At 62.2% G+C, this 23,422-nt stretch carries 15 protein-coding genes; 6 read left to right on the top strand and 9 right to left on the bottom strand.

The window, feature by feature from the left end; all coding sequences use genetic code 11:
* Positions 1 to 125: 125 nt before the first annotated feature.
* Positions 126 to 1,721: a Na+/H+ antiporter gene (locus R4P70_RS26365; RefSeq protein ID WP_020905652.1), complete on the bottom strand. Its 1,596-nt coding sequence runs from the start codon at positions 1,719 to 1,721 to the stop codon at positions 126 to 128.
* A gap of 26 nt (positions 1,722 to 1,747) precedes the next feature.
* Between R4P70_RS26365 and R4P70_RS26370 the strand changes: the two genes are divergently transcribed.
* Both R4P70_RS26370 and R4P70_RS26375 read left to right on the top strand, forming a co-directional pair.
* Positions 1,748 to 2,068, top strand: a complete 321-nt coding sequence (locus R4P70_RS26370; protein ID WP_317832552.1) for a UBP-type zinc finger domain-containing protein — start codon at positions 1,748 to 1,750, stop codon at positions 2,066 to 2,068.
* A gap of 292 nt (positions 2,069 to 2,360) precedes the next feature.
* The gene (locus R4P70_RS26375; RefSeq protein ID WP_317832553.1) at positions 2,361 to 4,673 is read left to right on the top strand and encodes a transketolase-like TK C-terminal-containing protein; all 2,313 of its coding nucleotides are present in this window, start codon (positions 2,361 to 2,363) and stop codon (positions 4,671 to 4,673) included.
* Between the two features lie 83 nt (positions 4,674 to 4,756).
* On the opposite strand, the gene R4P70_RS26380 is transcribed toward R4P70_RS26375, so the two are convergent.
* Positions 4,757 to 6,376 (bottom strand): ABC transporter substrate-binding protein, encoded by a 1,620-nt coding sequence (locus R4P70_RS26380; RefSeq protein WP_092765199.1) that lies wholly within the window; start codon positions 6,374 to 6,376, stop codon positions 4,757 to 4,759.
* 361 nt (positions 6,377 to 6,737) lie between these two features.
* Here R4P70_RS26380 and R4P70_RS26385 point away from each other — a divergent pair, with 361 nt between their 5' ends.
* Positions 6,738 to 7,640 (top strand): SDR family NAD(P)-dependent oxidoreductase, encoded by a 903-nt coding sequence (locus R4P70_RS26385; protein ID WP_020968018.1) that lies wholly within the window; start codon positions 6,738 to 6,740, stop codon positions 7,638 to 7,640.
* A gap of 1 nt (position 7,641) precedes the next feature.
* On the opposite strand, the gene R4P70_RS26390 is transcribed toward R4P70_RS26385, so the two are convergent.
* Together R4P70_RS26390 and R4P70_RS26395 are read right to left on the bottom strand one after the other, a co-directional pair.
* Positions 7,642 to 8,367, bottom strand: a complete 726-nt coding sequence (locus R4P70_RS26390; RefSeq protein WP_092765197.1) for a hypothetical protein — start codon at positions 8,365 to 8,367, stop codon at positions 7,642 to 7,644.
* A 150-nt stretch (positions 8,368 to 8,517) separates the two neighbouring features.
* The gene (locus R4P70_RS26395) at positions 8,518 to 9,390 is read right to left on the bottom strand and encodes a hypothetical protein (protein ID WP_317832557.1); all 873 of its coding nucleotides are present in this window, start codon (positions 9,388 to 9,390) and stop codon (positions 8,518 to 8,520) included.
* Positions 9,391 to 9,602: 212 nt separating this feature from the next.
* Between R4P70_RS26395 and R4P70_RS26400 the strand changes: the two genes are divergently transcribed.
* On the top strand, positions 9,603 to 10,163 hold the full coding sequence (locus R4P70_RS26400; RefSeq protein ID WP_317832559.1) for a DUF732 domain-containing protein: 561 nt from the start codon (positions 9,603 to 9,605) through the stop codon (positions 10,161 to 10,163).
* Here the strand turns inward: R4P70_RS26400 and R4P70_RS26405 are convergent, their stop codons facing one another.
* From R4P70_RS26405 to gltB, 3 genes are all read right to left on the bottom strand, one after another.
* Positions 10,164 to 11,060 carry a cutinase family protein gene (locus R4P70_RS26405; RefSeq protein WP_020905644.1) on the bottom strand — a complete coding sequence of 299 codons (897 nt, stop codon included), beginning with the start codon at positions 11,058 to 11,060 and terminating at the stop codon, positions 10,164 to 10,166. It lies immediately after the preceding gene.
* Positions 11,061 to 11,244: 184 nt separating this feature from the next.
* Positions 11,245 to 12,696, bottom strand: coding sequence for a glutamate synthase subunit beta (locus tag R4P70_RS26410; RefSeq protein WP_020968013.1), 1,452 nt, complete (start codon positions 12,694 to 12,696; stop codon positions 11,245 to 11,247).
* Entirely contained in the window at positions 12,689 to 17,287 is a 4,599-nt protein-coding gene (gene gltB, locus R4P70_RS26415; protein ID WP_020968012.1) for a glutamate synthase large subunit, read from the bottom strand. Before gltB ends, R4P70_RS26410 begins: the two co-directional genes overlap by 8 nt.
* Before the next feature lie 556 nt (positions 17,288 to 17,843).
* Here gltB and R4P70_RS26420 point away from each other — a divergent pair.
* Entirely contained in the window at positions 17,844 to 19,289 is a 1,446-nt protein-coding gene (locus R4P70_RS26420; RefSeq protein WP_317832560.1) for an NAD(P)/FAD-dependent oxidoreductase, read from the top strand.
* Here R4P70_RS26420 and R4P70_RS26425 read toward each other — a convergent pair.
* Together R4P70_RS26425 and R4P70_RS26430 are read right to left on the bottom strand one after the other, a co-directional pair.
* A complete protein-coding gene (locus tag R4P70_RS26425) occupies positions 19,268 to 20,971 on the bottom strand; it encodes a TerD family protein (RefSeq protein WP_317832562.1) in 1,704 nt (567 codons plus the stop codon). The genes R4P70_RS26420 and R4P70_RS26425 overlap by 22 nt on opposite strands.
* A 134-nt stretch (positions 20,972 to 21,105) precedes the next feature.
* On the bottom strand, positions 21,106 to 21,588 hold the full coding sequence (locus tag R4P70_RS26430) for a hypothetical protein (RefSeq protein ID WP_051649508.1): 483 nt from the start codon (positions 21,586 to 21,588) through the stop codon (positions 21,106 to 21,108).
* A 361-nt stretch (positions 21,589 to 21,949) separates the two neighbouring features.
* Between R4P70_RS26430 and R4P70_RS26435 the strand changes: the two genes are divergently transcribed.
* A complete protein-coding gene (locus tag R4P70_RS26435; RefSeq protein WP_317832565.1) occupies positions 21,950 to 23,392 on the top strand; it encodes a phenylacetate--CoA ligase family protein in 1,443 nt (480 codons plus the stop codon).
* Positions 23,393 to 23,422 lie beyond the last annotated feature (30 nt).

A 23,422-nucleotide genomic window follows, 5' to 3' on the forward strand; every position in this document is an offset into this window, starting at 1 on the left:
GTGACGGGAGGCACAGAAAATTGGATCGAGTCTCGCTCAGTGGAATCGGTTAAGTTGCAGGCCTCAACGGCCAGGTAAACCGACCCTGGCCAGCGATTACCCTCACCGACATCAGACCAGCCGGTCTAGTCCCGGTCGAGCGTGGCTTCCTCGAGATCGAGCTCTCGAAGTACCTTGCGGAGAACCTCGTCGTCGATCCGGCCGGCATCGCGCTCGGCGATGAACACACCTCGCTCGGCATCGATCATCTCGAGGCGCAGCGAGCGGAAGGCGTTCGACGGGCTCTCCCCCAGATCCTCGTCGCTGCGTCCCAGTCGCTCCCACGCCGAGTTCGCGCGGTGGGTGTTCCAGCTTCGCAAGATGTCCGCGGCGCGATTGCGGACCTGAGGGACGTCGTCGGCGTCTGCTCCGACCAATTCGTCCAGGCGCGCCGCAGCAGCGCGTGCAGCCTTGTCCTGAGCCGCCGCCTCGGCGCGTGCGTCGGACTGCTCCTCGTCTCCTTGCACACCGAGGACACGGATGACCCACGGCAACGTCAGGCCGTGCAGCAGCAGCGTGCCGACCACGACGACAAACGTCAGGAACAGGATCAGCGAACGGCCCGGGAAGTCTTCACCACTGTTGACCGTCAACGGAATGGCGAAGGCAGCAGCCAGCGACACGACCCCTCGCATACCGGCCCACGACACGACGAACACTGCCCGCGCCGAAATCTCCGGCTCCCTCGCTCGGATACGGGGCGACAGCCAACGCGGTACGTACGTGAACGGGAACACCCAGGCGATCCGCACCACCACGACGGTCACGAGCACGGCAATCGACGCCCAGACGACGATCGAGGTGCTGTACCCCTGCAATCCGTTGACAACACTGGGCAATTGGAGCCCGATCAACAGGAAGACGAAGGACTCCAGGATCAGGTCGACGGCCTTCCACACTGCCGTGTCCTGCAAGCGCGTCGCATAACTCGCGCGCGTGGAGCGCTGGCCGAGGAACAATCCGGCTACGACGACCGCGATGACGCCCGACGCGTGGACCTCTTCAGCAGCCAGGTAGGTGAAGAACGGCACCACCAACCCGATTCCACTCTCCATCACCGGATCCTGGAGTTTGCCGCGAACCTTCGAGATGACAAAGCCCACCGCGAGGCCGATCACCGTTCCACCGACCGCTGCGACGAGGAAGGTCTCGAAGCCGCCGATCAGTGTCGCACCGGTACCCACCGCCGCGGCGAGAGCAACCTTGTAGGCCGTCAGGGCGGTGGCGTCGTTGAGCAGGCTCTCCCCGCCCAGCAGGGTCATGATTCGGCGCGGCAGACCGAGCTTGCGTCCGATTGCGCTCGCGGACACCGCGTCCGGCGGCGCCACGATGGCGCCGAGAACCAGTGCGGCCGCAATCGAGAATTCCGGCACGATCAGGTAGGCGACAAAGCCCACCGCTGCCGTCGTCGCCAGGGGCAGCCCCACTGCGAGAAATCCGATCGGACGCAGATTGGACCGCAGTGCCAGGTATGAACTGTCCAGCGCCGCCGAGTACAGAAGTGGAGGCAACACGACGAACAGGACGAGGTCCGGATCGAGCTCCAACTCCGGAACACCGGGTATCTGGCAGGCGATCAAACCGACCAGGACAAGGATCAGCGGCGAAGACAATCCGAACCTTCGCGCAACCGCCGCCACCAGCAACGCCGCTACTACAACCCCCAGTAATATGCCGTTCACTCTGGCAGCATGCAGTATGGAAGGCGATGAAGAAAATCCTGAAGCGAGCAGCAGCTCGCACACAGCAGCCCGCACCCGCTCCGACCGGTTGCGAGGAACTAACCAATGCCCCCGAAACGGACCCGGCGGCGCTGACGCCCGGCGCCTGCCAGGAGTGCGCCGAGTTGGGCGAGGATAACTGGTCTCACCTGCGCATGTGCCTGTCCTGCGGCCACGTCGGGTGCTGCGATTCCAGCCCCCATCAGCACGCGACCAACCACTACCGCGACACCGCGCACCCGGTCATGCGCTCGCACGAGCCCGGCGAATCCTGGCGCTGGTGCTACGTCCACGATCTGATGGATTGAGCGCGCACGACTCGCAGTGTGCTGCGCATAGTGCCCACCTCGCACGGCGCACAGGCCTCGGTGTTGCGCACATTGCTCAATCCACTGGGTAGCTATTGCCCAATCTGTATGCCGATGATGGACTTTGACGCAGAATCTGCACAACAGATCGACAGGTGCGGCTGGACTTTGCCGCGCCGAACGGTTCGGCCTCAGGAAGTCCTGCCAAACATCACAACCACATCGTCGGCCCCATGATCTGGGGTACAGGCGGTGTGGCGATCGATGTCAACTATTGAAGGCAGGACCGGCCGTGAACAGCCCCAGCATCAACCAGAACGCTCCCGATCCACTGACTGAGATCGAGAAGCGTGTTCTGTGGTTGTCGACCGCGATGATCCATCACGCCAACCGTGTCCGTCCGAATCCCAGTGGGCTCAAAGTCGGCGGCCACCAGGCCTCGTGCGCGTCGATGGTCTCGATCATGACGTCGCTGTGGTTCGGCCAACTTCGTTCCGGCGACCGGGTTTCCGTCAAGCCGCACGCGGCTCCGGTGCTCCACGGCATCAACTATCTGCTCGGTGAACTCGACGAGTCGTACCTGACAACGCTGCGCGAGTTCGGGGGCCTGCAGAGCTACCCGAGTCGATCAAAAGATCCTGATCCGGTTGACTATTCGACCGGATCGGTGGGAATCGGTGCGACGGCTCCCATCTGGGGCGCGATCGCACGCCGATACGTCGACGCCTCCCTCGGCGGCGCCGGAACCGGGCGTCAGTACTCCCTTGTCGGTGACGCCGAACTCGACGAGGGCGCGGTGTGGGAAGCAGTTCTCGATCATTCGGTCGCCGAACTGGGTGAGATCGTGTGGATCGTCGACCTCAACCGCCAATCACTCGACCGGGTGGTGCCGAACATCGCGGCCACCCGCCTGGAGCGCATGTTCTCGGGCGCCGGTTGGCAGGTCATCACCGTGAAATTCGGCGCGCTCCTGGAATCACTGTTCACCCGGCCGGGCGGCACCGCGTTGCGCGAACGAATCCTGGACATGCCGAATCCGGAGTATCAGCGTCTGCTGCGATGCACGGCCGACGAGGTACGTCTGAGGCTGCCTGGCGACGCGGCGGACGCCGACGCGATCACGTCGCTGATCAACGACCTCGACGACGCCACAGTGCTCGAGGCCATCCGCAATCTCGGTGGCCACGACCTCGACGCTCTGCGAGAGGCGTACGCGCAGATCGACGACACCCGTCCCACCGTGATCATCGCGTACACGATCAAGGGCCGGGGCCTGCCGACGCAGGGCCATCCGCAGAACCACTCGTCGCTACTCACCACCGAGCAGTACGAGATTCTGGCGGCGGAACTCGGCATGGATCCGTCGAAGCCCTGGGAACGGTTCGAGGCGGACGGCCCGTCTGGCCGCATCTGCGCCGAAACCGCTGAGCGCCTGGCTCGCCCGAAGGAGGAGCATCTGATGCCCCCGGCAGTTCCGAAAGACATCGGCCGTACCCCCTCCGGCACATCCACCACTCAGGCAGCTCTCGGCCGGGTGCTACTCGACCTCAGCCGAGAGGCGCCGGACGCCGCGAAACGTGTTGTCACACTGAGCCCGGACGTCAGTTCCACCACCAACCTGGCAGGGTGGCTGAACAAGGTCGGGGTGTGGTCCCCCAACGAGCGGCACAACTGGTTTGCCGACGACGCCGAAACGATCATGCACTGGCGTGAGAAGCCCACCGGTCAGCACATGGAACTCGGTATCGCCGAGACCAACCTGGTCGGACTGATGGGCGAACTCGGTGCAACCTGGAGTCGCTGGGGCCAGCCGCTCTTCCCGATCGGCGTGATGTACGACCCCTTCATCGAGCGGGCTCTCGAACCGTGGTCGTACGGCATCTACGCCGGTGGACAGTCGATCATGGTCGGCACTCCGTCGGGCGTCACCCTGGCAGCCGAAGGCGGTGCGCACCAATCGATCAAGACCCCGTCCATCGGACTCGAACAGCCGGGATGCGTCAGTTTCGAACCGGCATTCGCCGTCGACGTGGAGTGGACGCTCCTCGACAGCATCGGACGCCTCGGCCGACCAGACGGCAGCTCGTCGTATCTGCGTCTGTCGACCCGTCCGGTCGATCAGGCCTTGGCCGCGGTACCGACCGATCCGGCTGCGCGAGAACGCCGTCGACGTCAGGTGGTGGCCGGCGCGTACACGCTGCGGCACAACCCTGATCCGGCCGTCACCCTGGTCGGTATGGGTGCCACCGTCACCGAAACACTTGTCGCCGCCGAAAGACTGGGCGAGCAAGGCATTTCCGCCGACGTCGTGTGCGTGACCAGCCCCGGATTGCTCTTCGAAGCGCTCCAGTCTCGGCGCGGTCTCGCGGACGGTCCGTCGTGGATCCTGGATCAGGTCTTCCCGAGTAGCCGGTCAGCGCCGATGGTCACCGTTCTCGACGGGCACCCGCACACCCTCGCGTTCCTGACGGGAATCAACAATGTCCCGGGTGCTGCGCTCGGAGTGAGCCGGTTCGGTCAGGTCGGTTCACTCGAAGACGTCTACCGGTACCACGGCCTCGACTCCGACAGCATCGTTCGCGCCGCCCTCGATCTCACTTCTTGATCGGTCACACTCTCTGATGCCGAGAAGCGTCCCCGCGGGGACGCTTCTCGGGTCTGATCAGTTCTTTAGTTCTTCAGAGGCCTTCAGTTCTTCCAGGCCTTGTCGAAGAACATGATTCCGTCCAGGCTCTGCTGAATGCCGTGGACGTTCTGTCCCCACACACCGAGCCACGGAGTGTTGCCGTAAACCTGCCACGGCACAACCTCATTGGCGCGCTCCTGGATCTTGGCTAGCACCTCGATCTTCGCGTCGTTCGACGTCGCTACACCCAGCTGGTCGAGCAGCGTATCCATCTCGGGGTCGGAGAAACTCGCGGCGTTGTTTCGCCCACCGGTCTTGAGGTTCGAGTACAGACGCTCGAAGGGATCGGCTTCCGCGAGGTTGGCGGAACCTGTTGCCATGTCGAAGTCGCGGTCGGCGTACAAACGCTTGACGACGTCGGCAACCGAGTTGACGTACTCGATCTGGAAATCGAAACCGACGGCGTTGGCCATCGACTGCAGAGCCAGAGCCATCGCCTGCGCCGAATTCTCCTGCAGCGTCAGGTATGTGATCTTGCCGTCGAAACCGTCGGCCTTGGCCTCGTCGAGAAGCTGCTTCGCCTTGGCGGTGTCTACGCCGATCGGAGCGACGTCGTTGTGCCAGCGAGAGGTGTCCTGGAAGATGACCTGGCCGGGCAGACCCTTACCTTCGTTGAGGCGATTGTCGAGAGCGACGGGATCGGTCGCGAGCGCCAATGCCTGTCGCACCCGCACGTCGGCACCGGGACGACCGGGAGCCGTGTTGACGAGCGAGAGGTACGACAGCGACGGGATGTCGACGAAGCCCGGGTAGCCGGAGTCGATCAGATCCAGGACGTTCGGAAGCGAACGCATGTACGCGACGTCGGTGCCGCCGCTCTTGAGGGATTCGGTGGTGGACTGTGAACCGACGATGCTGATCAACCGCAGCTTGTCCACGTTCGGGGCGCCGTCGAAGTAGTCTTCCCGAGCGTCGAGGATCAATTCCTCGTTGGGAGCGAACTTCTCGAGGGTGAACGCGCCGGCGCCGATCGGGGTGAACTGATCGCCCTGCTGGGCGCTCGGCGCGACGATCATGCCGGGTCCGGTGGAGAGCAGTGACTCGATACCGGTCCACGGGTCGACAAGATTGAAGACGACCGTCGACGCGTCCGGGGTGTCGACCGACGCAACCTTCGACGCGTACAGGCTCGACTGCGGCCCCTTGTTGGTGACGTAGCGATTGAGGCTCGCCGAAACGGCCGCCGAATCCACCGGAGTCCCGTCGCTGAACTTCACACCGTCGCGCAGTTCGAGAGTCCACGTCTTGAAATCGGAACTCGGTTCCATCGACTCCGCGAGTTTCGGAACAAATTCCTTCGACGCCGGGTCGTAGCGCAGCAAGGTGTCGTAGATGGCGCCCAGCTCCGAACCAGCGACCGAACCGGCGATCTGCGTCTTCGCGGGGTCGAGATTCGTGACAGCGGAATACCCGCTGAACGTGAGCGTGCCACCCTTGACCGCGTCACCCTCGTCGGACTGCTCGTTGACCGGGCCGATGGACAACCCTGAACCGGAATCCGGTGCGTCGCCGCTCCCACCCCCGTTCCCGCTGTCAGCGCACGACGAGACGAACAGGCCGGCGGAGACAGCCAGCGCGACGGCGGCAACCTTGCGGTGACCGCGCCGAGAACTGCGACTCATTCAAAACCTCCAGGTCAGAAACTGTGATGTGAAGCATTGTCGAGACAGTTTGTGACGTAAGGCACAGGGATTAGTTGCAGGTCCCGCTCAGTGGAATGTAGCGAGAAGATTGTTCAGTTTTCGAGCGACATTTGCAGGTCAGGCCGTTAGCGAAGGTCAGGAATTCATTCCGATTCGAGTGTCCTCAAAGGGTGAACCGCCGGAGCACCGTCGAGGAGTGGGCAGCCGCGGCCAGTGCAGCCTGCAGATGTGCGCACTCTAACGACTCGTACGACACGAAGCTCCCTCATCGGATACCTTTCGCAGAGGGGAAGTCAGCTAGAGACACACGCCGCAAACGTACACACGAAAAGGGCAACCAATGGGGCTACTGAAGGACGTCACCGGCTGGCGACGCGGCACGAAGTTGCAGCGTCGACTACGCGACCTCACCGGCACGCTCGTAGTTGTCACCGGTGCAGGCAGCGGCATCGGGCGTGAAACGGCCCTCGCCTTCGCGGCCCAGGGAGCTATCGTCGTCGTCTCCGACATCAACCTCGAAAGCGCGCAGGACACTGCGGCACTCATCAACACACCCACTCAGGCCAGCGGAGCCGAAGCGGTTTTCGGTGGCGGTTCGCACGCCTACCAGGTCGACGTGTCCGACGAACAGGCCGTGATCCGATTCGCGGAGACAGTCGCGGCGCATCACGGCGTGCCGGACATCGTCGTCAACAACGCTGGAATCGGGTTCTCCGGGACATTCGCCGACACCGAGCAGCGCCAGTTCGAGCGCGTCATGGACATCAACTTCTGGGGAGTTGTCTACGGCTGCCGGGCATTCACCCCGATGATGATCGACCGGGGAACCGGCGGACACGTGGTCAACCTGTCCTCGGCTGCCGCCTACACACCCCAGAAGGCCCTCACCGCGTATTCGACAAGCAAGGCAGCGGTATTCATGCTCTCGGATTGCCTACGGGCAGAGCTGCTTCCACACGGCATCGGCGTCAGCACCATCTGCCCCGGCCTCGTGCACACGAACATCCTCAAGACCACCGAGTTCGCCGGGACCACCGCCGAGGAACAACTCGAGAATCAGACCAAGGTCGACAACTTCTACCGCAAGCGCAACTTCACCCCCGACCGGGTGGCCAGTGCCATCGTGAAAGCAGTTCGCACGAACAAGGCCGTGGTGCCCGTGACCGTCGAAGCCAAGCTCGGACGCACGATCAGCCGGTTGTCTCCCGGGTCGATGCGCGTCGGAGCTCGGTTCGAGATCTAGGTCAGCTGCCGAAACTCAGGCTGCCCGTGAAACCCTGCTGCACATCGGCTTCCGAACGGGGAAGAACCTCGTAGGTGCTGGCGTATTGGCCACTGAAACCGGTGACGGTGATCGGGCGTCCGACTGCAATGGCGTCGACGTCGATTCCGGTCTGGGTGTTGACGAAGATGACGGTGTTCCCGTCGATGCCGGACACCAGGATCTTGTGACCGTACGGCAGATCGTCGACGACGGGTCCGCTCACGATTCCGGACACCGTCACGAGACGACCTTCGCTGCCCTCACCGATTGCATTGAGGGGCAATCGCGCCGGGCTGATCTGAGTGGTCGTGCCGATTACCTCGATGGCAGTCGGGCGGACGACGAGCAGGCCTTCCTGATCCGCGAGGACTCCGGTGACCTGAACCTGATCGCCGAGAGCAATCCCGGAGTTGTTCGGATCGCTGATGTAAATGCCCGAATTGCCGCTCTGGAGACCAAAGCCCTTGTCGTAGAAGCTGGATTCGAACACTCCGGACGGCGTAGTCGCGGTTCCCACGACGGTGACCGTCGTTCCGATGGCCTGCGCACGGGCTGCCGCGATGGAGTCCGCGGACACCTCACCGACAACTGCTGCCGGCTCCGCCGTTGCTGCGGTGCCGACAAACATGGTGGCCGCGGCTGCAACTGCCAGCGCCGTCACACCCCGACGCAGGACCGGACCGGCAAGAACGCTGTCTCGAAACATGTTTGAGGACTCCCCTGTGATTTCGTGGCCGCGCAGGTCCTCCTGATGGAGTGCCGCCTTCGCCCACCCTGAGGCACAGGTTATTACAGGTCGGACGCCGCAGCGGTGGTGACATTCCGTCACCACCGCTGCGTCTAGGCTTCCGATTTTTCAGGAACCGGAGCTTCCGGACGAACCGCTCGAGCCACTGGAACCGCTGGATCCTGTTCCGCCACCGAGATCGTCGAGAGGATCGCTACCGGTGAGCCCTCCCGGGTACAGGTAGGCGTCGGAGATCGTGCTGAGCGAGGTTCCGGACGTAGCCGGTACCTTTGCTCGCCAGTTGACGATCGGATTCAGCACTCCGAACGGTCCGCAACCACTGGCAGCGGGCAGCGCGAAGCCGGTGGCCTCGTTCCCGACCGGGCTCACCTTCAGCGCAGTCGACGGAAGCACCGTGTAGGTAGGGACCACCGACGGGTCAGGCGCGAGACGAAGATTCACCGGCGCCGCCGCGGAACCCAGGTAGCAGTTGTCACCGAGGAACGCGTTGTTGATCTTCATCCGCACCGGGATGCTCAGATCCATGTCGGTGATGATTCCGTTGAGAGTCGGCGCAGCCGTTGCCTCCACCTCGGCCGCTACTGCGGCAAGGCCGAAGAGATTGCCGAACGGAAGATCGATTCCCAGAACTCCGCCGGGAACGGTCAGCGGCTTGGAGTAGACACCGTTGTGTCCGTCGTCGCGCGGGAGAAGAACGGTGGACTCACCTTCACCGGAGCCGGCCTCGGCGGCGATGATCATGTCGCCTTTTCCGATCGGGAGGTTGAAGCCGTTGTTGTCGAAGGTTCCGCTCTGAACCACTACCGACACACAGGATTCGGCAGTAGCCGGACACACTGCGGCGCCCGGTACCGAATTGTCGACCGGGTCCTGAGCCGAGGCCATCGGCGCTGCAAAAGCCAGCACTGCACCTGCGGTACCTGCAATAACGGCCACGCGCGTGCCGAGACGTCTGTTGCCGTTCTTGTGAGATTTCTGCACTGATTTCTCCCTGCCGTTTATGTGATGGGGGACGAAACTCGCAGTCATTGCTTGTGTTTCGACCGCCGCCGACAAGGTCTTGCGGTGTGCTCCTACTCACAAGTAACAACTGAACAGATGTATATCACAGGACTTCGACTTAAAAACAGGGCAAAAGGGAGTTTCCTTAAAACGGACAAACTAAGCGGTACGGTGTGTAACACTCACGGGTGATGAACACGAACAGACTGGTCCTCTGCGTCGCGGCAGCGGGCCTACTCCTCAGCGGCTGCAGCAGCCAATCCGACAGCGACGCAGCGGAATCCACTTCTGCTGCCACCAGCACCACGGTGGCGGCAACGTCGAGTTCGACTGCTCCCAGTTCGCTCCCCGAATTGCCGACCAGCCCACTCGCCGAACCTGCGGAAGCAGCGCCGAGCGTCGTCGAATCGACGCCCCCGCAGCTGTCGCTTCCGGTAGCGCCACAGGTAGCGCCACCGGCAAACTCACCGATCGACGCCCGGTCACCGGACGAGATCGTCGCGAACGCAGGCGAGAAGGGGCAGCGGTACATCGCCGCTCTGCGTCTGGCCGGGATCCCGCCCGCCGGAATGGATTCCGCAGAGATCCTCTACGCCGACGGCACCTGCAAGGCTCTGGCCGACGGCATGCCGCGGTCCGAGGTGCTGGCGGAGTTCAACTCCGTCGGCGAGGTGTACTCACAGATCACGCCGATGTCTTCGCAGCGGATCGCCGAGATCTACGTCGACACCGCGGAGCAGACGTACTGCTGATCAGGCTTTGCCGGCCAACCAGTTGTGCAGCCAGGATGTGGCCGAATTGCCTGCGCCGTCAACGACGTAACGCGTGTAGTCGGTGTGAACCTGCGAGCCGTAGAAGGCGACCAGTTGATCGACGCGCCGGGAGTTCGCGCCTGGATCGAGCTGAGCCATCAGTGCGGGGAGTCCGCCTGCAGTGACCAGATCGTTGACGATCACGGCGGCCTCGTCGCGAAGCGAGAGAGCGTTTGCCGGAGTGGGGTCGGAAACCTGAGCCATGAACCCGGCCAGACGCATCACGAAATCGTCCTTGGGCGTCGAGCAGTACAGATCACCGACGGCGCACAGCGTCACCGTTTTGCCTGACAGCCAACCGAATCCACCGATGCGAGCGCCGCTGGCTCCGTTGCCTCCGACAGCAGGTCCGATCAGGACGTCTGACTCGGAGCGGCGGGGATCGGACAGGAGGCCGACGCCCTCGACGCGAGTCGGGGGAACAACGCCGATGCCGGTTCCGATCTCGGCTGCGAGATCGCCTGCCGCGTCGGCGCCCTGGCTGTATCCGACGATCGCGAAGCGGGTGTCACCGCACGAGGCGGCCATCGCGGCGATCATGCCGCGCGCATTGTCGACAGCCTGCTGCTTCGACTTGGCGTAGACGTTGGACTCCCACGGGAAGGCCGTTGCCGAGTACGTGACGTAATCGGTGCGTACGGAACCGGGAAGGCCGTTGGTGACCGGGGCAAGCATGCCGGCACCGGGAGAAGTACCCGAAGGCTCCCAGGTTCCCGGAATGGCCACGACGTACAGACCGGGGCAGGGATCAGCCGACGCCACGGGAGAACTGACAACCGGTACCACTACTGCCGCAGCTAGTGCCGACAACACCGCAACGAGACGCCTCGCACGCATGAAACTCCCCTGATTTAACTTAAGCAACCCATACACCACTATCGATGCTCCGGAATCATACTGTCTGGGCGTTGTGTCTGTCCGATGCACGATTGATGAAGGTTTGTTACAGATCGTGCGAACTACTTGCAGAAACAAAGCCGCACCCCACCGAATGCGATGGGGTGCGGCTTTGTAAGAGCCTCTAGCGCTGCGGAGCCGCTGTCGGGTGGATCGGTGACGGAAGGGCGGTGACACCCTCGAGGTAGGTGTCCACAGCGGCTGCTGCGGAACGTCCCTCGGCGATGGCCCAGACGATCAGGGACTGACCGCGGCCCATGTCACCGGCCACGAACACGCCGTCGACGTTGGTGTTCCACTTCGACGTGCGGGCGACGTTGCCGCGCTCGTTCAAGTCGACACCGAGATCGGTGAGCAGACCCGGCTTCTCGGGGCCGACGAAGCCCATTGCCAGGAGCACGAGATCGGCTTCGAGCTCGAAGTCCGAGCCCTCGACCTTCTCGAAACGACCCGACTTCATCTCGACCTCGTGAGCCTTGAGTCCGGTGACCTTGCCGTTTTCACCGACGAAGTTCTCGGTGTTGACGGAGAACAGACGCTCGCCGCCTTCCTCGTGAGCCGAAGCCACGCGGAACATGAGCGGGTACGTCGGCCACGGAGTCTGCTCGGCGCGAGTCTCCGGCGGACGCGGCATGATCTCGAACTGGTGCACGCTGGCTGCGCCCTGACGGTGCGAGGTGCCGAGGCAGTCCGCGCCGGTATCGCCGCCGCCGATGATGACAACCTTCTTGCCCTCAGCGGTGATGGTGGGAGCGTCGAGGTCACCCAACTGCACACGGTTGGCGATCGGCAGGAACTCCATCGCCTGGTGGATGCCGTCCAGTTCGCGGCCCGGGATCGGCAGATCGCGAGCTGCGGTGGCACCGCCGGCCAGAACCACTGCGTCGAACTGCTCGCGCAGCTCGTCCGCGGTGATGTCCACGCCGACATTGACGTTGGTCTTGAAGACGGTGCCTTCGGCTTCCATCTGCTCGAGACGGCGGTCGATGTGCCGCTTCTCCATCTTGAACTCGGGGATGCCGTAGCGCAGCAGGCCGCCGATGCGGTCTGCCCGCTCGAAGACCGTCACTGCGTGACCGGCGCGGGTCAGCTGCTGCGCTGCAGCCAGACCGGCCGGACCACTGCCGACAACTGCGACCCTCTTGTTGGTGGCGTGCGCGGCGCGAACCGGCTTTACCCACCCTTCGTCGAAGGCCTTGTCGATAATCTCGACCTCGACCTGCTTGATGGTGACCGGATCCTGGTTGATGCCAAGGACACAGGACGCCTCACAGGGCGCGGGGCACAGACGACCGGTGAACTCCGGGAAGTTGTTGGTCGCATGCAGACGCTCGATGGCGTCGTGCCAGTGGTCCTTGAAGACCAGGTCGTTCCACTCGGGAATCAAGTTTCCGAGAGGGCAACCGTTGTGGCAGAAAGGAATTCCGCAGTCCATGCAACGGCTGGCCTGGGTCTGGAGGGTTTCCTTCGGGAACTCCTCGTAGACCTCTTTCCAGTCGAGCAGGCGCAACGGCACCGGCCGGCGAACCGGAAGTTCGCGCGACGTGTGCTTCAGGAAGCCGCTTGGATCACCCACGAGCTGCCTCCATAACTGCCTCGTCCACGTTCTTGCCATCCTTCTCTGCGGCCGCGATGGCCAAAAGAACCTTCTTGTAGTCGCGGGGCATCACCTTTGCGAAGTGACCCACCTGCTGCGACCAGTCGCCGAGGATGCGCGTGGCAACCTCGGAGCCGGTTTCGTCGCGATGACGTTCGATGACGCTCTTCAACCAGGTGAAGTCGTCGCCCGAAAGATCCTCGAGGTCCACCAGTTCGGTGTTGAGGTTCTTCTCGAATGCCTTGTCGGGGTTGTAGATGTACGCGACGCCACCGGACATGCCGGCGCCGAAGTTACGTCCGGTGGCTCCGAGGATGACCACCTTTCCACCCGTCATGTACTCGCAACCATGATCGCCCACACCCTCGACGACGGCAGTGGCGCCGGAGTTACGGACTGCGAAGCGTTCGCCGACGACACCGCGAAGCAGAGCCTCGCCGCTGGTGGCGCCGAACAGGATGACGTTGCCACCGATGATGTTGTCCTCGGCGACAAAGCCTTCCGCTGCATCGAGCGGCGGGCGTACGACGATGCGTCCACCCGAGAGGCCCTTGCCGACGAAGTCGTTGGCGTCGCCGTGCAGGCGCAGGGTCATACCGCTGGGCACGAAAGCACCGAAGCTGTTACCGGCGGAACCGGTGAACGTGATGTCGATGGTGCCCTCGGGCAAGCCCTCTCCACCGAACGCCTTGGTGACCTCGTGGCCGAGCATGGTGCCGACCGTGCGGTTGACGTTGGTGATCGCGGACTCGAACGAGACCGCCTCACCCTTGTCGAGTGCGTTGCGGGCCGAGACGATCAACTGCTGATCGAGCGCCTTGTCGAGACCGTGATCCTGCGTTCCGGTGCAGTGGACGTCCTGGTCCATGAACGCGGACTCGACCTGGGTCAGGATCGGCGACAGATCGAGATTGCCTGCCTTGCTTCCCTTCCAGTGATCGAGAGCGCGCGTGGTGTCCAGCATGTCGACCTGGCCGACTGCTTCGAGCAGCGTGCGGAAACCGAGTTCGGCGAGAAGCTCGCGAACCTCCTCGGCGATGAACATGAAGAAGTTCTCGACGAATTCCGGCTTGCCACTGAAACGCTGACGCAGCAACGGGTTCTGTGTCGCGACACCGACGGGGCAGGTGTCGAGGTGGCAGACGCGCATCATGATGCAGCCCGAGACAACCAGCGGTGCGGTGGCGAAACCGAACTCCTCGCCGCCGAGCAGGGCAGCAACGACGACGTCGCGACCCGTCTTGAGCTGGCCGTCGACCTGCACGACGATGCGGTCACGAAGACCGTTGAGCAGCAACGTCTGCTGGGTCTCGGCGAGGCCGAGCTCCCACGGTGCGCCCGCGTGCTTGACGGAGGTCAGCGGGGTGGCACCGGTGCCACCGTCGTGACCGGAGATCAGAACGACGTCGGCATGTGCCTTGGAGACACCGGCCGCGACGGTTCCGACGCCGACCTCGGAGACCAGCTTCACGTGGATGCGGGCCTGCGGGTTGGCGTTCTTCAGGTCGTGGATCAGCTGCGCGAGATCCTCGATCGAGTAGATGTCGTGGTGCGGCGGCGGCGAAATCAGCCCGACGCCAGGCGTGGAGTGCCGAACCTCGGCCACCCACGGGTACACCTTGTGAGCCGGAAGCTGGCCGCCCTCACCGGGCTTGGCTCCCTGCGCCATCTTGATCTGGATGTCGGTGCAGTTGCTCAGGTAGTGCGAGGTGACACCGAAGCGTCCCGACGCGACCTGCTTGATGGCACTGCGTCGCAGATCGCCGTTCTCGTCCGGCGTGAAGCGCGACGGATGTTCGCCGCCCTCACCGGAATTGGAGCGGGCGCCCAGACGGTTCATCGCGATGGCGAGAGTCTCGTGAGCCTCGGCGGAGATGGAGCCGTAGCTCATCGCACCCGTCGAGAAACGCTTGACGATCTCGCTGGCCGGCTCGACCTCGTCGATCGAGATCGACGGCCGCTTGCCGATGTTGAAGTCGAACAGACCACGCAGAGCGGCAAGGCGCTCCGACTGGTCGTTGACCATAGTCGTGTACTCCTTGAACACCTCGTACTGACCTGTGCGAGTTGCGTGCTGGAGCTTGAAGACCGTGTCCGGGTTGAACAGGTGGTACTCGCCTTCACGACGCCACTGGTACTCGCCGCCGACCTCGAGCTCGCGGTGAGCGCGCTCTTCGGGGCGATCGAGGTACGCGATGCGGTGACGTGCTTCGACGTCGGCTGCGATCTGGTCGAGGCCGATGCCACCGAGCTGCGACTGCAGACCGGTGAAGTACTCGTCCGTCAGCTCCTGCGAGAGGCCGATGACCTGGAACAGCTGAGCACCGGTGTACGACGCGAGCGTCGAGATGCCCATCTTGGACATCACCTTCAGGACACCCTTGCCGGCTGCCTTGATGTAGTTCGCGATGCCCTTCTCGAGAGTCAGGCCCTCGAGTTCCTTGTTCTGCAGGAACTCGTCGATGGTCTCGAAAGCCATGTACGGATTGACCGCTGCGGCACCGAAGCCGATGAGGAGCGCCATGTGGTGCACCTCGCGGGCGTCGCCGGCCTCGACGATGAGGCCGACCTTGGTGCGCGACTTCTCACGAACCAGGTGGTGGTGCACGGCTGAGGTGAGGAGCAGCGACGGGATCGGCGCGTAGTCCTCGGTGGACTCACGGTCCGAGAGCACGACGATGCGTGCGCCACCCTCGATTGCCTGCGAGACCTGGTACTTGATGCCCTCGAGCGCACGACGGATACCGTCGCCGCCTTCCTTGACGGGGTACAGGCCGCGGATCACAACGCTGCGGAAGCCCGGGAATTCGCCGTCGTCGTTGACGTGAACGAGCTTCGACAGGTCGTCGTTGTGCAGGATCGGCTGCGGGAGCGCAATCTGCTTGCAGGAGTCCGCATTCGGGTGCAGCAGGTCGCCCTCGGGGCCGATGGTCGCGCCGAGGCTGGTGACAACCTCTTCACGAATCGCGTCGAGAGGTGGGTTGGTGACCTGAGCGAAGAGCTGCGAGAAGTAGTCGAACAGCATCCGCGGACGTGACGAGAGCACGGCGATCGGAGTGTCGGTACCCATCGAGCCCAGTGCCTCGGCACCGGAGAGTGCCATCGGCTTGACCAGCAGGTTGACCTCTTCGCTGGTGAAACCGAAGAGCTGCTGACGCAGCACGACGCGCTCGTGCGACATGTATGTGTACGGGCGGTCCGGCAGGTCGTCCATGTGGATCAGACCTTCGTCGATCCACTGCTGGTACGGGTGCTCGGCAGCGAGTTCGGACTTGAGTTCGTCGTCGCTGATGACCCGGCCCTGCGCGGTGTCCACGAGGAACATGCGGCCGGGCTGGAGGCGGACCTTACGGACCACGGTGGACGGATCGATCGGCAGAACGCCGACCTCCGACGCCATGACGACGAGGCCGTCTTCGGTGATCCACAGACGCGACGGACGCAGACCGTTGCGGTCCAGCACGGCGCCGATGACGGTGCCGTCGGTGAAGCACACCGACGCCGGTCCGTCCCAGGGCTCCATGAGAGCCGAGTGGTACTCGTAGAACGCCCGACGAGCGGGGTCCATGCTCTCGTGCTTCTCCCAGGCTTCCGGGATCATCATGAGAACTGCGTGCGGCAGGCTGCGGCCGGCGAGGTGCAGCATCTCGAGCACCTCGTCGAAACGAGCGGTGTCACTGGCGCCCTGGGTGCAGATCGGGAAGATCTTGTCCAGGTTCTCGCGGCCACCGAAGACGTCACTGTCAATCAGGGACTCGCGAGCGCGCATCCAGTTCTCGTTGCCGGTGACGGTGTTGATCTCACCGTTGTGAGCGACCCGGCGGAACGGGTGCGCCAGCGGCCACGACGGGAACGTGTTGGTGGAGAAGCGCGAGTGGACGAGTCCGAGTGCGCTCTCGACACGATCGTCCTGCAGATCGAGGTAGAAACCCTTGAGCTGCGGGGTGGTGAGCATGCCCTTGTAGACGAACGTCTGGCCGGACAGGCTGGGGAAGTACACGGTCTCGCTACCCGGGCCACCCTTGCCGGCGCCTTCGGAGCCGAGTTCGTGCTCGGTGCGCTTACGCACAACGTATGCACGACGCTCGAGATCCATGCCGGTGTACTTGTCACCCTCGGAGCCGATGAATATCTGACGGAACGTCGGCATCGCGTCGCGCGCCAGTGCGCCCAGCGAGGAGTCGTCTGTTCCGACCTCGCGCCAGCCGAGAACCTTCAGGCCCTCTTCGACGACGATCTTCTCGACTGCAGCAGCAGCCTCGTGTGCATCGGCATCGCCCTGCGGGAGGAATGCGATACCGGTTGCGTACGCGCCTTCGGCGGGCAGCGCGAAGTCCACGACAGCTCGGAAGAACTTGTCGGGAACCTGCAGCAGAATGCCCGCACCGTCACCCGTGTTGGGTTCTGATCCGGCAGCGCCGCGATGCTCGAGGTTGACCAGAGCGGTGATCGCCTTTTCGACGATGTCCCTGCTGCGGCGACCATGCATGTCGACAACAAATGCGACTCCACAGGAGTCGTGCTCATTGGACGGGTGATAGAGGCCCTGGGGGCCTGGAAGTTGCTTCATACCCAGCCTTCGTATGCCATAAAGATGCACCGACGACCAGCAGCGCTGATGGCCATCAACTTGCAATGCAAGTCCTTCAAAGCACCGACACGACGATGTGTTCGGTACCACCGAAGTAGCCGCCCTGCGCAGACGCGATGGTGTGCGTTCTGGCACCCGGCGACGTGAGTCTTCGGTCGGTTGAAACTTTTGTGAGTCAACCGTGTAACGAAAACGATAATTCAGAACCCCGGCACGGGCGCAACTAAGGTAGCCCTATAATTGCTCTGAACTGCGGCGATGCAGGGAGCCAGAAGGCCCCTCGACAGATTTCGGAGCTGCGTCTGTGCAGAGAAGTTCCGATTCACAGGATACCGAATCCGCAGGAAACAGGCGCGATGGGCGATGAATGCAACAACTGGCCGCAGCGATAAGAATCAGCTGCGGCCAGTGCGCCTCGAACTGTAACAAAAGTTGATCGATCAACCAAGGTCTAGGCCTGAATTGTTTGCTCGCAGAATGCCATCGCTGTAATTTCCGTAGGCTCACCCTTGAGAAGACGGGTGGCGAAGCGCAAATGACAACAGCAGTAGTGGTGGGCAGTGGCCCCAACGGTCTCGCGGCGGCGATCGAACTCGCCCGCGCCGGAATCGACGTCCATGTCATCGAGGGTGCGGACAAGATCGGCGGCGGTACCCGCAGCAGCGAATACATAGTCGACGGACTCGTCCACGACGATTGCTCCGCCTTCCATCCCACCGCTTTGGCTTCTCCATACTTCAAGGCCCTCGACCGCGAATTCGGGCTCGCCAAGCACGGCCTGACGTGGCTGTGGCCCGAGATCGATCTGGTCCATCCACTCGACGACGGCACCGCCGGGGTTCTCTGGCGCGACATCAACCGGACCGCTGAGGGACTGGGTGTCGACGGTAAGCGCTGGCTCGACGTCTTCGGATACATTGCCGAGAACTTCGACGAGTTGGTGCAGGACGTCTTCCAGCCCATCGTGCATCTCCCGAAGCACCCGCTGATGCTCGCCCGTTTCGGGACGGGTGCTCTGCTTCCCGCGACGGGTTTCGCTCGGATGTTCAAGACCCCACAGGCGCGGGCGCTGTTCGGTGGCGTCGCGGCGCACATGTTCGGGCGGTTGGACCTTCCCCTGTCCAGCGCTGTCGCGTCGATGCTCACTGCGGCCGCTCATGCTCACGGTTGGCCTGTGGCGCAAGGTGGTTCGGGCTCAATTGCAGCCGCCCTCGCGTCGATCCTGCGCAGCCTCGGTGGCACTATCGAAACCGGCAACTGGGTCACCAACTACTCCCAGATCGCCGGTTACGACATCGTCATGCTCGACATCGCCCCCGACGCAGCCGGTCGTCTGCTCGACGGTCGGCAGCCCGACCGCATTGCCCGGGCCTACCGCAAATTCCGCTACGGCACCGCCGCGTACAAGGTCGACTACGCCGTGCGCGGTGACTCCGACGGAAGCGTCGTGCCGTGGACGAATCCGCATGCCCGCAAGGCCGGCACCCTGCATCTGTCCGGGACGATTTCGCAAACTGCGGCTGTCGAACGCCAGACCGTTCGGGGTCAGATGCCGGACAAGCCCTTCATTCTGTTGGGCCAGCAGTTCTTGGCCGACCCTTCCCGTTCCGTCGGAGACATCCACCCGGTCTGGGCGTATGCGCATGTGCCGCACGGATATCCGGGTGACGCCACAGAAGCGATCACCCGTCAGATCGAGCGCTTTGCGCCGGGGTTCCGGGACCGGATCGTGGGCGTCCACGTGCGCAATGTGCCGCAGATGCAGGCGTACAACCCCAACTACGTGGGTGGCGACATCTCCGCTGGGGCGAACACTGCGCGGCAGATCATCGCGCGCCCCCGATTCGGGCTCGACCCCTATGCCACCGGCGCCCCGGGCGTGTACCTCTGCTCATCCGCGACCCCGCCGGGCGGCGGGGTCCACGGGATGGGTGGGTTCAATGCCGCGCGGGCGGCGCTTCAATCCACGCTGATTCCATAATCAGTTGCGACACCCCTCAAACCAGATGCGTAGCCTTGCCCCACTGCTCGAAACTTCCATACCCCGGCGCGTCGATACAACTCCCCGACGAGCAACGCAGTTTCAGTCGTAAGTCCGTCGATCGGAAAGTTGATCACCGTCCGACCAGTGTCAAGATCGACCACGGTCGCATGGAGGCCATGAAGACTCGAGAACTGCCCATGATCGACCGATCCGACAATCACTATCTTCTCGGTATAACTCTCCGCTCGGGGTAGATCAATCCGGATGGAATCACGACCGGCATTGCCGTTCTCCACCTGGCGGCACTCGTAGCTAACAGCGCCGGTGGGATGTACCGACTGGTTGTAGAAGACAAAATCAGCATCCGATTGCACTCTCTCGTTCGCGCCGAGAAGTAGGGCCGACGTGTCCACATTGGCTTCGACAGGATTGCCGTGCCACGCAAGCGAGACACGAATCTGCATCGTCCCGACTGGAGTGTTCGAACCTTTGGTCAACGTCAAGACGTTTGGAACAATGGATGTCTCGCCTGAGTACAGGAACCTCCCTCGGTCGAGGACGCGCTCCGTCGCAGCCTGTACGTCCGCCAATGACGGAGGCGAACACAGCGGTTTGATCAAGATGATGTGTTCGTATTCGACACCGATCAGGCAATCACCCAGATCAATACCACGCAAGCTCTCCGGAATCTGCCCGTTCTCCGACGGTCCGAGCACGAGAAAGATGGAGTGTTTATCTCTCCACGGCGCAAAATACACATTCGAAATACCCGCCGGGGATGGCACGTCCTTCTTGTAGTTGTCACCGTCGACAGAATCCCACCCGTTCTCCGACAACTCACGCTTGAAAGCCCACGAAAGCTCGAACGGTCCGTGGTCGTGAGGTCTGAGATGTTGAAGACCTGGAAGATGCCAAATACGACGGTGAACCGATCGGGCGAAGATTTCAGCAAAGGTGCTGGGCACCAGCGTTTTCTGTGCCAACGCCGTGAACCAAGGTGCCCCCAGAGCGTCAAGGGGATTAACGAATTCGCGGAGCACCCGACCAGAATCGGCATCCGGCAGAACCGTAACGATGATCGCGGAACTGTCTGCACTCTCGATCCCGAACCACAACACGTTCTCGATGCTCGGGAAGGACCCGAGCCATCCACCATCTGTCGCCGAACTGCGGAAAGCGGGAATAACTCCGGCAACGGCTGTGAAGCAACTGGCCAGATCTGACGAACCGTAGACGACAAGGCTCAGACCTACGCTTGACATAAGCCCGAACGCCATCTGTATCGGGTCATTCTCGCCGAGGCCCGGGTCACTCAACCCAGCCGTATCGCTCGAGTCCGGAGACATAATCGGCAGGCCGTCAGGAGTGGCATTCCCGGATTTCGAAAAGCGCCCTTCTCGTGCCATCGCCTCGAAAGTCTCGGCCATTTGCGGTCCGACCAGGATACCACCGATATGTTCCGACACCGCAACACCTTTGGCGGCGCAATGAGTAAAGTAGTTCCAGATCTCGTCACGTTCGGGCCCGGGACGAGACATGATCGCCCTGATCGCTTCCGCACTTTCCGGAAGATGCTTTACGGCGAGCGATTCCACAATGTTGACAATGGCCTGGACAACCTTGTCGATATCGATGTCATTGGAACTTCCCGCATAGCTGTCGGCCAATGCCTGTGCCACGTCTGACAATCCCGGTCGCAGGCTTTGATGGGTCGCCCAGTTCGGAACGGCCGCTATTCGTTCCGTAGCCCAATCGATGGTCGGCGCCTTCGTTCGAGAGAACAGTCCCATGATGTACAGCCCTTCTGATCCTGCTACAACCGAGCCTCGGACTCTCCTTCGAGTGCTGCGAGTTTCCTCAACAACGTCCATCGTTTCGTTACAACGCGGTCACAGGAAGATACGATCCCCGAACGAGTTGTCCACTTCGACATCCAGATTGACACCTCAGTGCCGCCGTCAGCAGTGGGCGAAAGGCTGATTGATACCACAGGGTTCTCCGAGTTCCACGAACTGAGCCCGAACCCTCGCGATTGGAAGTTCATCAAACCCTCGCCCTGGACGTTCTTCCATCCAACCCCACTGAAGTGGTTTTCGATTATCTGTTGAACTGTAGGGGGGTCAGCGGAATGCACAACGTCTATTTGCTGTTTGGCGTAGGCACCGAGAACGAAGCTCAAGATCACGAGACCCACGATGAACACGAGGAGAAACCAGAAGACCGCTGCCCCACCTATTGCAATTGTCCCGAAAAATCCTGCTACCAAAACGATCACAATCAGCAGAAAGATCTGCATCGAACTTCCTCTCACCTAATGCGCGACGGCCCTGGCAGGCTACTTCCAGTACCCACCGTGCTCATTGCACGTGGAGCCGGTGTTGTTGCACTTGCTGCACGTGAGCTTTCCAAACATGCCGCTCGCTCGTCCTCCATTGCACGACGAGCAGTCATGAACTGGTCGCTGGCACTTCCTACAATTCGCCATGTCGAGTTCCTTTCCTTTGAAGTGGCGTTCACAACCATGCATGACTCGGACGTCTCGCTCATATAGTCCGTTTGAACGACAGGCCGCAAAACAACCCTCCGAGATGCTCCGGGGGTTCGGTCTTCTCGGTGCACGGCGACAACACATCTCGCCACACGAGAGGAATATGTCCATGTATTCGACCAGGCCATCAGCAACTTCACCCGGCTCCGAACATGCTCTGGCTACCTTCCGGCACGCCGTCGAGAACGTGCCCGCCTATACGAAATTCTTGTCGGCACAAGATTTCGATCCCGAGTCGGTGCGTTCGGTCGAAGACTTTGCCAATGTTCCGGCAACAACAAAAGGGAACTACGTCGCAGCTTACGACCTGAACGAACTCATGCGTCGTGGAGACGTCACCGGAGCACGAATCTGGTCGTCAAGCTCCGGATCGTCGGGTCAGCCGACGCATTGGGCTCGCTCCGATGTGTCTCTGACCCACAGTGTTCAGCTTCACGCACGCATCATGCGGCAATTCGGTGCGGACAAGCGATCGACGCTGCTCGTCGTGTGCTTCGCGATGGGTAATTGGATCGGAGGAACTTATACGTTGCGCGCGGCCGAGGAACTGAACCAGAGAGGGTTCCCACTGTCCGTTGTCGCTCCGGGTGTGGATGTCGAGACTGTTCGCCAAAACGTCGCCACTCTGGGCAAACACTATGAGCAGGTTGTCATTGCCGGTTATCCACCGTTTGTGCGCGATGTTCTGGACGGCGCAGATGCGGCGGTCTTGGGCCAGGATCTGAAGCTGCTGCTCGCCGGCGAGAGCATCGGGGAATCATGGCGAGACGGAATTCTGGATCTGATCGGAAAGTGGGGGCGGACAGAGGACGTGTGCCTTGTCTACGGGACGGCCGACGCGGGGATGATGGGGCACGAAACGCCGACGTCGATTTCCTTGCGCCGTCTCGCCCTCGAACACCGCGATGTCGACGAGGCTCTGTTCGGTGGTGCCGCCGCGTCATCGACTCTCGTCGAGTACGACCCCGCCTTTCGCTACACGGAAATCGATGCCGACGGTCGTCTGCTGTTCACAGTCGACAATTCGATTCCATTGGTCCGATACAGGATCAACGATGTGGGCCGGATCTTGAGTCCACACACCCTCGGCGTGAAACTGGCCGAACTCGGGCACCGCATGGATCTTCGAACATCCTCCGACGAAGCAGGTTTCATTGTTCTCCAACGTCGCGCCGATGTAGCGGTGTCGTTCTACGCAGTCAATATCTATCCCGAACCGGTTCGTGTAGCCCTATCTCACCCACAGTTAGGCGACACGATCACGGGAAAGTTCATTCTCGCTCGACGATCCGGCATCGACCTTCGCGATGTGCTCGAGCTGAGGGTCGAGTTGCGCCACGACACGGCTGCACAAGAGCGAGCTACGAGAGAGAACGAGCAACTGATTTGCCGAAAGGTGGTCGAAGCTCTCTCATCGTCCAGCAGCGAATACCGCGAACTACTGCAAATTCTCGGAGAACGGGCATTGCCCCGTGTGAGTTTTCATCTATTTGGCAGCACTGACTTTCAATACGAGATCAAACAGACCCAGGTGGAAAAGGTGAGCGCATAATGATCGAAATACTGCATCCAACAGAAGATT

The sequence above is a fragment of the Rhodococcus sp. IEGM 1241 genome, assembly GCF_033142365.1.
GTDB lineage: Bacteria > Actinomycetota > Actinomycetes > Mycobacteriales > Mycobacteriaceae > Rhodococcus_F > Rhodococcus_F erythropolis.